Raw genomic sequence first — 11,530 nt, 5'->3', positions numbered from 1 at the left:
CCCGCTGATTATCATGAATCCTGAATTTTTTCATCCACAATATTTGCGCTGCAATTCGAGCGGAAACACGACTCGCATAAATACACGAAGGGTGAATCCTAGCTACATTTAGGCGGACGAACTACCCCATAACTCGTCGCCTTTTTAGGATTGGATCAAAGTTTTTCCGGTTTGTCAAGCCATTGTGCGCAGTTCCTTACCGCACCGGTCGTGCGTTATGAGGCAATCTTACCTCATAACGCACGAACGGATCGCGGGTACGCCTCATAAGCCGGCGAGGCGCGCGTAGTTCTGATCAAAGAATAAGCGAAAAAACAATCGTGTGAAGAGCCTTTCTCGGCGAATGCTCCGGGTGTTTAGAGACAACCGGCAGGGGGTCGCGCTTGGCCTCGCTCCGTTTACGCGTTATGAGGCGATTTCGCCTCATAACGCCCGACCGGGTCGGCATATACCGACCGGCGCTTGGGTCGTTATGGTATCAAGAAATAACGAAAAGACAATGATATGGAGGCGTTGTCTCGAATGTTTTCCAGGGTGTTTAGGGGGCGCCGACAAGAGGCTGCGGCCTTGACCACGGTTCCGGCCACGCGGCATCGTAGAGTGGACAAGCGCCGCGCAGTCCATCAGCGGCGGCGCGGGATTCGGTGGACTGCGCTAGCGCTTGTCCACCCTACGGCCGGAGCGATGATCAAGGCCTGGGCTGCGCTCGGCTTGGCGTCGTTCAGCCTTGGGGCGTCGATCATCGTTCAAGCCATCGCGGACTCGTAGAAGCGCCATCCTGGCGCTTGGAAGCCGCCGGCAACCGCTTTTCCGGCCGGAACGACAAGGCCGGCCGTCGGGCGCGGTCCCGCCGGGTGGAACGGGCTTGCCTTTTCTGCGTGGACTGTCTATTTTTACAGTTATGAAAACGCTCTTGGACAAACCCGCCATGACCCTCTCTCCGCCTGCTGCCGAGCCGCAGCCCCGTCGCCTGCTGGACCAGGTGCGCGACAAACTGCGCAAACTGCACTACAGCCCGCGCACCGAGGAGGCCTACATCGGTTGGATCAAGCGCTTTATCTGGTTTCACAATAAGCGCCACCCGCGGGACATGGGCCCGCAGGAAGTGGAAGCCTTCCTGTCGAATCTGGCGGTCCAACGTGGGGTGTCGGCGTCGACCCAGAATCAAGTCCTGTGGAGTGCGTGAAGTTGCGGGTTCAGGAAAGCGATGCGTTGTGCCGTGCTGCGCACGGGACTCGCCAAGCGGGCGACGCCGCACACGCTGCGCCACTGTTTCGCGACCCATTTGCTGAAGTCGGGGTATGACATCCGCACGGTGCAGGAATTGATGGGCCATCAGGATGTCACCACGACGCAGATTTACACCCATGTGTTGCAGCGCGGCGGCTCGGCGGTGCAGAGCCCGGTGGATGCGTTGCTGGGTGTCGGAGTGCGACACGCGGCAGCTCAGGGCGGAACGCTATAGGGAACAGGTGCGGCCGAACCGGCGGCTGGGACAACGGCTTGTCGCGGGTTTGGGGCCTTGGTCACGCGGTTGGTCGCCTCGCGGTCTGGGCGGTTGCCGGTCCGCACAGCGGCCTCGCGGTTGGTGAGATGGTCGGGATTATGATCAAGCCCCCGCGGCGGCCCTGGGACGGAAATCGAATCCGCAGATGTTCACAGAGGCACACAGATATTCCTCTTCATCTGTGTATATCTGTGACATCTGTGGATAGATCCGGGTGATCGCTTTGGCCGAAACGGCGATCATGGCCCGCATCGGCCTTGATCATGGTTTCGGCCGCGACCCTGACCAGTTCCAAAATTTCTTGACAGGATTAACAAGATTTACAAGATTGAAAACAAATAATATCTTGTAAATCTTGTTAATCCTGTCTGAATGTCTTGGGTTCGCGCTCGTTGTGCAGTTCGAGACTGCCCCCGTAAGCACGCCCGGCCCCATCGCGGCGGGACGCCGCTCCCACAGGGTCGCTGCGCGACTTTCACGGTACAATCCCGTCCTCCCAAGGGTTGAGTCAGTCACCGCCGATGCCCGATCTGCACGATCTCGAACTGCTCCTGCGCTCCGACGCCCCGCTCATCCTGATCGAGTCGCTGGAGGAGCCGCGGGTGATCACGCTGTTCGCCCGGCTGGCGCTGCGCATCGCTCAGCCCGCGTATCGCTGGTCGGTGACTGACGGGCTCAAGCGCATCGAGTTCGATACCGAGACCGAACACCGGCTCACCGATCCTACTCAGACGCTGCGTTACTTGCGTGCCGGGGCTGAACCTGGCGTCTATCTGCTGCTCGATTTCCACCCCTATCTGACCGATCCGCTGCATGTACGGCTGGTCAAGGAGATCGCCCAGGGCTATGGCGAGCGGGCGCGAACCCTGGTGCTGGTGAGTCATGCCCTGGAGGTTCCTCCGGAGATTCGGCATCTGTGCGTGCGTTTCGATTTGCGCCTGCCGGACCGCAACCGCATCCTCGCGCTGATCCGCGAGGAGGCTCAGGCGTGGCGGCAAACCGGGGCGCCGGGGGTGCGCGCGGCCCGCGAGGCGGTCGATCAACTCTCCCAGAATCTGCTCGGGGTGACCGAGTCCGATGCCCGCCGCCTGATTCGCAATGCCATCCGCAATGACGGGGCGATCACGGTCGAGGATGTCGCCGAGGTCAAGCGGGCCAAGTACGACCTTCTGAGCCCCGGCGGCATCATCAGTTTCGAGTACGATACCCGCTCGTTCGCCGACGTGGCGGGGCTCGCCAATCTCAAAGCCTGGCTGGACCGGCGCCGGGAGCCCTTTCTGGACCCGCGGCGCACTCAGGATTTCCCGCGCGGTCTGTTGCTGCTGGGGGTGCAGGGCGGGGGCAAGAGTCTGGCGGCCAAGGCGGTGGCCGGGCGCTTCGGGGTGCCGCTGTTGCGGCTGGATTTCGGCGCGCTCTATGACAAGTACATCGGCGAGACCGAGAAGAATTTGCGCAAGGCGCTGACCACCGCGGACCAGTTGGCGCCTTGCGTGTTGTGGATCGACGAGATCGAGAAAGGCATCGCCAGTGGGTCCGAGGATGAAGGCGTCGGGCGGCGCTGCCTGGGGACTCTGCTGACCTGGATGGCGGAGCGCAAGACCCGGGTCTTTCTGGTTGCCACCGCCAACGACATCGCCCGCCTGCCGCCGGAGCTGATCCGTAAGGGACGGATCGACGAGCTGTTCTTCGTCGATCTGCCGGATGCCGCGGTGCGGGCCGAGTGCTTTGCCATCCATCTGCGTAACCGCGGGCTCGACCCGGCGCGCTTTGATCTGGAGCACCTGGCCCAGGCGAGCGAGGGGTTCACCGGGGCCGGGATCGAGCAGGCCGTGGTCTCCGCGCTCTACGCGGTGGACGCGTCCACCCGCGCGCCGGATACTCAGGCGCTGGTGGATGAACTCGCGCGGACCCAGCCGCTGTCGGTGGTCATGGATGAGCAGATTGCGGCGTTGCGCGCCTGGGCACGCGAGCGGACGGTGCCGGCCCACGGATCGGTGCTCACCGGAGCGGAAGACGCGTCTTGACGGCGCCGGGATGACGGCCGCGCGGGGCTCTGGTGTAATGGCCCACACGAACCCCCATTTTACCCGTCGCCGGTTGGCGCTCATCCACGAATACTAAAGACCCTGTTCCGAGGCTCATCGATGGAATACAAGGATTATTATCAGACTCTGGGGGTGGCCCGCGATGCCTCCCAGGACGAGATCAAGCGCGCGTATCGCAAGCTGGCGCGCAAGTTCCATCCGGACGTGAGCAAGGAGCCGAACGCCGAGGCCCGTTTCAAGGCGGTGAACGAGGCCAACGAGGTTCTTCATGACCCGGAGAAGCGTGCCGCCTATGATGCACTCGGCAAAAACTGGCGGGCCGGCCAGGATTTTCGCCCGCCGCCCGGCGGCGGCGGTGCGCACGACTTTCGCTTCAGTCCGGACGATGCGGCGGATTTCAGCGATTTCTTTTCGAGCCTTTTCGGGCGTGACGTCCGCGGCGGCCCGGGCGGTGCCGGCGGGTCGCGCAAACGGCGGGGACAGGATCAGACGGTGCGGATTCAGATCGAACTCGAGGATGCCTTCCAGGGCGCGACCCGGCAACTCAAGCTGGAGGTCCCGGAGGCGGGTGCCGACGGGCGCGCGACGACCCATGCCCGCACCCTGAGTGTCCGTATCCCGGCTGGGGTGACCCAGGGTCAACAAATCCGCCTGAGCGGTCAGGGCGCTCCGGGCGCCCATGGCGGACCGTCCGGAGACCTTTACCTGGAGGTCGAGATCAAGCCGCATCGGCACTTCACCCCGGACGGCAAGGACATTGCGTTGCGGCTGCCTATCGCCCCCTGGGAGGCGGCCCTGGGCGCAACGGTGCCGGTGCCGACGCTGGGCGGGACAGTGAACCTCAAGATCGCGCCGGGGTCTCAGACTGGGCAACGGCTGCGTCTGAAGGGGCGGGGCCTGCCCGGCGATCCGCCGGGCGACGAGATGGTGCTCCTGGAGATCGTCGTGCCGCTGGCCAAGACCGCTGAGGCCAAGCGGGTGTACGAACACATGGCGGAGCAGTTGCCCTTCAATCCGCGCGCCGAACTGGGGGTCTGAAGACCATGGTAAAAACTGAGATTCGCCTCGAGGGGATTGTCTTGGACGAGGGGCTGACCGTCACCTTGGCCGAGCTGACCCAACTGTGCGGCTCCAGCGCGCGGTCTCTGCAACTCATGGTGACCGAGGGCTTGTTGCGCCCGCGGCAGGGCCAGGCGCCTGCCGAGTGGCGCTTCGACGGTCTGGAGGTGCGGCGCGCGCGGCGCGCGCAGCGCCTGCGCCGCGACCTCGAGCTGAACCTGTCCGGTACCGCCCTGGCGCTGGATCTGCTGGACGAGGTCGAGACCTTGCGTGCGCGCATCCGGGTGCTGGAGCATCAGCTCGGGACCACGCGGGTCGAGGAGTTCGGTTGAGCGGCTGAGCCTCGCTCATCGTTCCGGCCTTAGGGTGGACAAGCGCCGGCGCAGTCCACCGAACCCCACGCACCGCGGGTGGACTGCGCTGCGCTTGTCCACCCTACAAGGCGAAAGTCGTCCCTCCACGTCGGTGGATCATTTCCCGGAAATCACCTTCGGTGCGGTCCGGATGACGATGCACGCACACAACAGACCGGAGGTCGAGGCTTCAGCCGGATGCGCCGCCGCGGCCCGCTAACGACCATGGCGCCAGCGCCACCCCGGACCATGAAAGCCCTCTCGACCGCTGCGTCGTCAGGGCTTCCAGCCCTGACCGTTCCAGTCCCGACGCCGTCAGGCCAGGATGGCCTGACTACGCACTTTTACGGTAAAGACCCGACCATGCCCAACACTGAGATTCTCGCCGCGCTGAGCGGCATTCATGAGTTGCTGCGTGAACTTCTGCGCGGCGTCCCGGCAGCCGACGCGGCTGCCCCATACGACCCGCGACTGGGCTGTCTGAGCTGGCAGTTCGCCCAGACGGTCTATCGCGAGACCTATTGGTTGCGGGAGGTGGTGGCCGGGGATGCGGACCTGACCGCGCGCGTGCGCCACCTGTTCGCCGCGGGTCCGGCGTCTGCTCCGGATGCCGCGGTGTGCGGCGGGCTGCCGCCGTCCGCGCACCTGATCGACTGGGCCGGCGAGATCCAGGCCGAGCACCTGCGCCGACTGGCCACCCCCGGTGCTCTGCCCGCGCACCCCTTGCTTGTCGATGACCGGTTGGCCTGGTACCTCCTGCAAGAGAATGCACGCGCGTATGAGCGCATGCTCGCGCTCCTGTGGCTGCGTGCCCTGACCCGACCGGGTGACCACTACCAGGTGGAGATCCCGCTCGCGCCCCGGCTGCCCGCCCTGGATCGGGTTGAAGTCAAGCAGGGGCACTACCGGATCGGCTCACGCGGCGAACCTCATGCCGATGACCTTGAACTGCCGCCCCAGGCGGTCGAACTGGCCTCTTTCCGGATCAGCACCCGGCCGGTCAGCAACGCCGAGTACCTCGCCTTCATCCGCGACGGCGGATACCAGCGCCGGGAACTGTGGGAGGCCGATGGCCTCGCCTGGCTGGAGGCCGCTGCCCCGCGGCCGGCAGCTCCGCTCGGTTGGCGGCAGGATGCGCGCGGCTGCTGGTATGAGCGGCATCTCAATGGCTCCGCCGACTTGTTGACGGACCAGCCGGTGAACGGCATCAACCGATATGAGGCCCGCGCCTTCGCGGCCTGGACCGCCAGCCTCGGCGGAGACCACGCGGGCGCGGTCGTCCAGCACGAATACCAGTGGGAAGTCGCCGCGCGCGCCGGCCTGATCGATGGGGCAGGGCGCGTCTGGGAGTGGTGCGCCAATCCATTGCACCCCTATCCGGAGTTCGTGCCCTTCCCGGATTCTCAGACCGCAGATGATGTCTTCAGCCGCGGCGACGGCGTCTTGCGCGGGGCCTCGCTCCACACGCAGCGCTGCCTGCGCCGTGCCAGTTATCGCTCGGCCGCGGCCCCGGATAGCCGTTGGGGTTTTGCGGGGACACGGTTGGTTTATCCGCCGGGGAGCGGTCTCTGAAGGTGGCGCGGTTTGATGCGCGCGGAGCGCGGCTGGTCATCGGTTCGCTCCCGCTCGCCGGATCCTGCGGACCCTCCCCGGAACACCCCGTGAATTGAATATGCTGTCCCCGGAACTCCAGTCGCCGTGCGATTGGATTTTCTATCCATCGGGAGGCGACGAATGACACCGATCGTATTGGATTTCGATTCCGGTGCGTTCTCCACCATCGGGCTTTACCCTTGCGCCTGACCCTTCTCCCGCCATTGCTGCCGCACGCGCTCGGCGGATTCATGGGCCATCCGGACCAGAGCATCGATACGATAATTGGCCGCTCGATTGATCTCGCGCTTCACCTCCCACAGTTCGGCAAGGATTGCATCAGGCGCACCTGGCGTGGTCGGTTTCGGTTCGTTGGCTTCGTTCAGGATCATCTTGCAATCTCCAGAAGTTCTTCAGGGGTTGTCAGGAGGGGCGGTGTGTGTCCAAGTGCGCGCAGGGTATCCAACAGCCTGAGTTTCGCGTCCGGGCCGACGAGATGGGCAAAATTCCAGGTGACGAGATAGTGCACTTGCGAGACCGTTGCGACAGCAATATGCAGCGCGTCTTCCGGTTCGGTGACGGGGATCGCTCCGGCCGCCATGATCGCCATCGCCAACTCCTTGGCGGCGGTCTCGATAGGTAGCACAGGCAACTGTTGAAGGGCATCAAGGCGCAACAGCGCAGCCGACGGATCGCCCCTCGCGGCTTCCTCGATGACCAGCTCTGAAATGGAGAGATTCCAAAGTCCAGGTGCCAGTTCCCACCAGTCGCGTGTGATTTGCTGTCGCGCCGCCGTAATCAAGTCTCGGCTCGGCCGGGAGGTCAGGTAGGATACGACAGATGTTTCCAGATAGATCGTTGGCTTCACGATTGTTCCGCTGCAAAATGCCCGAGATAGGATGCCGGCGGTTACAGTCGCAATATCGCGGGTTTGCGCCGCCGCTGGATAGAGCTACGCGATTCAATACCCCGCCAGCGCCGCCAACCGGTGATTCTCGATCTGACGCTCAACGACATCGGTCGATACTCCAAGCTCCTCGGCCCATTCATCCACATCGTCCGGTGTAACCCAGGGGAATTGCGCTCTTCTTGGCGACTTGGCGTGAGATAGGTTCTTTCCAGACTCTGCGGTCGGGAGAATTCGCCACCAGTGTCGGTTCCGCGGCGACCAGAGCGACACCCATCGACGCAACCTCGCCGCCTCGGCAACCCAAGCTCGCCAAGGCGGTGGGGGTCAGTTCTTTCATTGTAGCATGCAAGAAGGCGAGAGCTGACCCCTATGTCCTGCACTGACTCTCATGTCCGGACCCCTATGTCCGTTCATCCTCCCCGTAACCCCATCCTCTCCGACTCCCAACGCTGGAGGTCATTTTTCATTCATTGCAATGCTAAAAGGCGAGACCTGACTCCATCCTCCCTCTTCTTGGCGTGCTTGGCGACTTGGCGTGAGATAGGTTCTTTCCAGACTCTGCGGTCGGGAGATTTCGCCACCAGTGTCGGTTCCGCGGCGAACAGAGCGATGCCGATCGACGCAGCCTCGCCGTCTGGGCAATCCGCTCGCCAAGGCACCGATTACGGCCAACGGGGCCAAGATCGACGGGGATGCCCTGCGCGGCAGGGTCGCCGACGGCTTGAACCTGGTCCAGTGCATCCTTACTATTGCTGCCGCCCGATAAGTGCTGATCTTGCCCTGGATCGAGACCCAAGAACCCACCAGGGCACCGATCATCAAGAAAGAAAACGCCAGCCTTCAGTGCGCGGCGTGCCCCCATTCACCCGAGGCCAGGTTTCAAGCGGCCTCGCTTGTTCGTCAACCGGAGCTAAAACAACAATGTCCAGGACTCATGCCCGCCACGCGTCTTCTCGTCTACTGCTCGCCCTGGCGGTCGCCGCGCCCGGCGCGGCCTTCGCGTATACCGAAAAGGACGCGATCAACGACTGCGAGAGCCGCATTCGGAGCGAATACAAGATCACCGATCTGCGCGACGCCACCGCCGAGCGCCTGAACGACGTCGCGCTGCACTTCAAGGTCCAGGGGCTCGCCAAGGTCGACGGGGACAAGCATCCCTGGACCTGCGAGGTCAAGAACCGCCACGTCGTTTCGGCCGAGTACAGCGGTCCCAAGCCCAAGGGTTTGGGCACCGCCGAGAAGCTCGCCATCGGCGCCGCCGCGGTGATCGGCGGTGCGGTGGCTGTCAACGAGATGAACAAGCACGAGGGCGCCAGCCATACCGCCTCCGGCACCGGCGGCGCCAAGGAACTGCAGGACCTGGTCGGCGCGCGCGGGAGCAGCGGGGAGCAGCAACTCGAACAGCGCGGCTACAAGTACGTCAAGGGTGAAAAGGGCGGCGGCAGTTCCTATACCAACTGGCGTAAGGGCGACCATTGCGTCACCGTGCGCACGGTCAACGGACATTACGCCTCAATTGTCGACGTGACCATGCTCGACTGCGAGTAATACCGCCATTCAATCCGAACAAGGTACAGACCGATGAAGATGCCATCGCTCGTCGTCGCCTGCGTGACTCTGCTGGCAACCACTGCCGTCCAGGCCATCGACGCGGAATACCGGCGGCTGCTCGAACGCTCCGGCTGCACGCAAGTCTCCGAAGCGCAGGGCTGCGACATCAACAAGACCAAGCAGGAAAACGCCAAGGCCGGTTTCGTTGCGGACCCGCCCGGCGACCAAGGGACCCGGGTCGCGGAGCAGGCGTGCCTGGCGGCGGTCGCCAAGACCGTCGGCAAGCCGCGCGGTCAGCTCGCGGTCAGCGAAGTCCTGCCCGCCGGGGCCAACACCACCGTCATGGTCATCGTGCCCGGTGCGAACGCGCCCTGGTCCTGCCTGAGCGACGCCAAGGGGCATGTGAAAAGCACCATGTTCACCGGCAAAGACGGCGACTGAGCGCCGTCGCGCCGGCGCGCTCCGGACACTGGTGGCGAATTGCGCCCATGCGGACGCATCCACCGCCCCGGCTTGGCTCAGACCCGGAATGGCTCACGCCAAGGCGCCAAGACGCCAAGGGTCTTCAAGGCGATAGCGAAACCGGAGGCGCTCGCGGAGTAACTGGGTCACCGTAGAATTGCGCTCTTCTTGGCGTGCTTGGCGACTTGGCGTGAGATAGGTTCTTTCCGGACTTCGCGGTCGGGAGAATTCACCACCAGCGTCCGTCCCGGCCCGCATTGTGTCGGGGCGCCGCCGCCGCCGCGGAATCGGCGCAGCGGGCGGTGGGGTCAGAGCGGGCGGTGGGGGTCAGTTCTCGCATCGTAGCATGCAAGAAGGCGAGAACTGACCCCTATGCCTTTATCCTCCCTGTGACCCCATCCTCCCCGAGCCCCCACGCTGGAGGCCATTTTTCATTCATTGAAATGCTACAAGGCGAGACCTGACCCCTTCCGCTAGGACCTGGCCTAAAGGCGCACTGTCCAGGGCATTGGCCCGCGTTTCATTCGATGGGAATCAAGTAAACTGTTCCCGGAATTCACACTGGAATTCGCAAGCCACCCATGGCGTGGTTCTCGATAAACTACTATGACGTCTACTGGCCGCGTAAGTCACTGTTGTCATTGCGTCCCTCGCTTAACTTAGCGCCATTCGGCTCTTACCCTTTTGGCATCTTTTTCGCACCTTTTTTCTTGTTCTCGCTCTTGTGAGCAATCTGGAGGTTGCATTCATTATCCGCTCCGCCCAGTGCGAGAGGGAGAACGTGATCCACTTCTATATCATCGCCAATAAAAAGCGGGGCTCCTGAAATGCCGCATTTGTTCTCCTGCTTCTCCAGCATCTCTTTCTTCAGTGAATCTGAAAGTCGCATACGTCGTTCTTGAACTCTATACTCCTCTCTTAGCGCATCGCAACGTCGCGCAAACTCTTCCAGTCCGGTGCCCGCTCTACTCCACGGCTCAGGAACATCCTTTATGAACTCAAAGATCTCAAAGCAAGCTTCTTTTAGATTAAGTCGATAATTTCTAACCATTTCTTGACTCAGGCCATGAAGGATCTTCCAGATAAAGAAGAAGTCCTGTTTGGAACGTTTGAAATTGCTCACCCGCCGAGACTGCCCCAGCATCCTGTCAAGCTCGCGCCGGAGGTATTCATCCCTCTGGTCCTTATTTTGGTCTCTATCGAGAAGCACAGTTTGCAATTTTTGCATAAGTCCATCGGTGCGCCGTATTGCTTTCAGGAACGCGTCTTTTGCTTCAGCATGCTCGGTCACGTGCTGTAGTAAAGAACTCAGATGGGCCTTATTTGTAAGTCGCGTGTTGATTCTACCGGCACTCTGAAATACGTCCAAACTTTTTCGATTTGGTTCTTCTGTCGAGAGATACTCCAAATATACAAGAGAAGCCACCAACTCCTCGTTCTCCATCCTATCTCGGTCCCGAGGGCTGTTTAGACGTTTCAGGAAAAACCAGCTCCTCTTTGAGTTGGTGAGATGTCTAAGCTCTCTTATCACTTCGACATCTACCCAGGAATTCCACATCTCGAACGAGTGTTCGCGAATGGGAAATGGCTTGTCATTTAAACGAATGAATAAATCAATGGGGTCAAAATTCGGGTTCTGAGCCTCATCTATCTCAACGATATACAAGGGGAAATCGAATATGCGCTCTTTCTGGTCTTCTGGAAGTTCCCGGAAGGTCCGCTTTTCCAACTCGCGCAGAATGCGTAAGCTGCGTAACGCGAACCCATGATTACGCGACCTAGTGACCGCCCCGTTTTCGTCGATATATTCCTCCGCGATAAAGCCTAGCAAGGTTAGGATCCGCTGCTGACCATCTATTACTTCGCTCACCCCACTTTTGCGCTTGAATAGGAATAGCGTCGGCAAAGTGATAAGTACTTCAAGTGAAATATCTGTAGCCCTCTATCAGCAATGAGCGAATTGGATACTGTACTTTTCGCCTACCGAACCTAGGATATCGCTAAGCGCCTGATCGAGAGATTCCATGTCCCTATAAGCTGCGGATGGCAT

At 61.8% G+C, this 11,530-nt stretch carries 9 protein-coding genes and 1 pseudogene; 7 read left to right on the top strand and 3 right to left on the bottom strand.

Translation table 11 applies throughout. The features are described 5' to 3' along the window. The first annotated feature begins 928 nt into the window (after nt 1-928). From QZY03_RS11630 to QZY03_RS11610, 5 genes and pseudogenes are all read left to right on the top strand, one after another. Nucleotides 929-1,465: pseudogene (locus QZY03_RS11630) on the top strand (phage integrase N-terminal SAM-like domain-containing protein). Between the two features lie 563 nt (nt 1,466-2,028). Next, nucleotides 2,029-3,531: an AAA family ATPase gene (locus QZY03_RS11625; protein ID WP_295581161.1), complete on the top strand. Its 1,503-nt coding sequence runs from the start codon at nt 2,029-2,031 to the stop codon at nt 3,529-3,531. Between the two features lie 120 nt (nt 3,532-3,651). Further along, entirely contained in the window at nt 3,652-4,590 is a 939-nt protein-coding gene (locus QZY03_RS11620; protein ID WP_295581159.1) for a DnaJ C-terminal domain-containing protein, read from the top strand. 5 nt (nt 4,591-4,595) lie between these two features. Continuing rightward, nucleotides 4,596-4,943, top strand: a complete 348-nt coding sequence (locus QZY03_RS11615) for a chaperone modulator CbpM (protein WP_295581157.1) — start codon at nt 4,596-4,598, stop codon at nt 4,941-4,943. 384 nt (nt 4,944-5,327) lie between these two features. Then, nucleotides 5,328-6,536 carry an SUMF1/EgtB/PvdO family nonheme iron enzyme gene (locus QZY03_RS11610; protein ID WP_295581155.1) on the top strand — a complete coding sequence of 403 codons (1,209 nt, stop codon included), beginning with the start codon at nt 5,328-5,330 and terminating at the stop codon, nt 6,534-6,536. A gap of 215 nt (nt 6,537-6,751) precedes the next feature. Here the strand turns inward: QZY03_RS11610 and QZY03_RS11605 are convergent, their stop codons facing one another. Next, nucleotides 6,752-6,949, bottom strand: coding sequence for a hypothetical protein (locus QZY03_RS11605; RefSeq protein ID WP_295581153.1), 198 nt, complete (start codon nt 6,947-6,949; stop codon nt 6,752-6,754). Then, the gene (locus QZY03_RS11600) at nt 6,946-7,425 is read right to left on the bottom strand and encodes a type II toxin-antitoxin system VapC family toxin (RefSeq protein WP_026199772.1); all 480 of its coding nucleotides are present in this window, start codon (nt 7,423-7,425) and stop codon (nt 6,946-6,948) included. The genes QZY03_RS11605 and QZY03_RS11600 overlap by 4 nt, the downstream gene beginning before the upstream one ends. Before the next feature lie 963 nt (nt 7,426-8,388). Between QZY03_RS11600 and QZY03_RS11595 the strand changes: the two genes are divergently transcribed. Next, on the top strand, nt 8,389-9,015 hold the full coding sequence (locus tag QZY03_RS11595; protein WP_295581150.1) for a hypothetical protein: 627 nt from the start codon (nt 8,389-8,391) through the stop codon (nt 9,013-9,015). Nucleotides 9,016-9,048: 33 nt separating this feature from the next. Further along, complete coding sequence (locus tag QZY03_RS11590) at nt 9,049-9,459, top strand: hypothetical protein (RefSeq protein ID WP_295581148.1); 411 nt, start codon at nt 9,049-9,051, stop codon at nt 9,457-9,459. Between the two features lie 697 nt (nt 9,460-10,156). Here the strand turns inward: QZY03_RS11590 and QZY03_RS11585 are convergent. Further along, on the bottom strand, nt 10,157-11,350 hold the full coding sequence (locus QZY03_RS11585) for an HNH endonuclease signature motif containing protein (RefSeq protein WP_295581146.1): 1,194 nt from the start codon (nt 11,348-11,350) through the stop codon (nt 10,157-10,159). Between the last annotated feature and the right edge of the window lie 180 nt (nt 11,351-11,530).

Origin of the sequence: uncultured Lamprocystis sp. (genome assembly GCF_903933125.1) — a bacterium.
Lineage (GTDB): Bacteria > Pseudomonadota > Gammaproteobacteria > Chromatiales > Chromatiaceae > Thiodictyon.
Note: the sequence above shows the minus strand (reverse complement) of the source record. Positions and strands in the feature narration are given on the sequence as shown.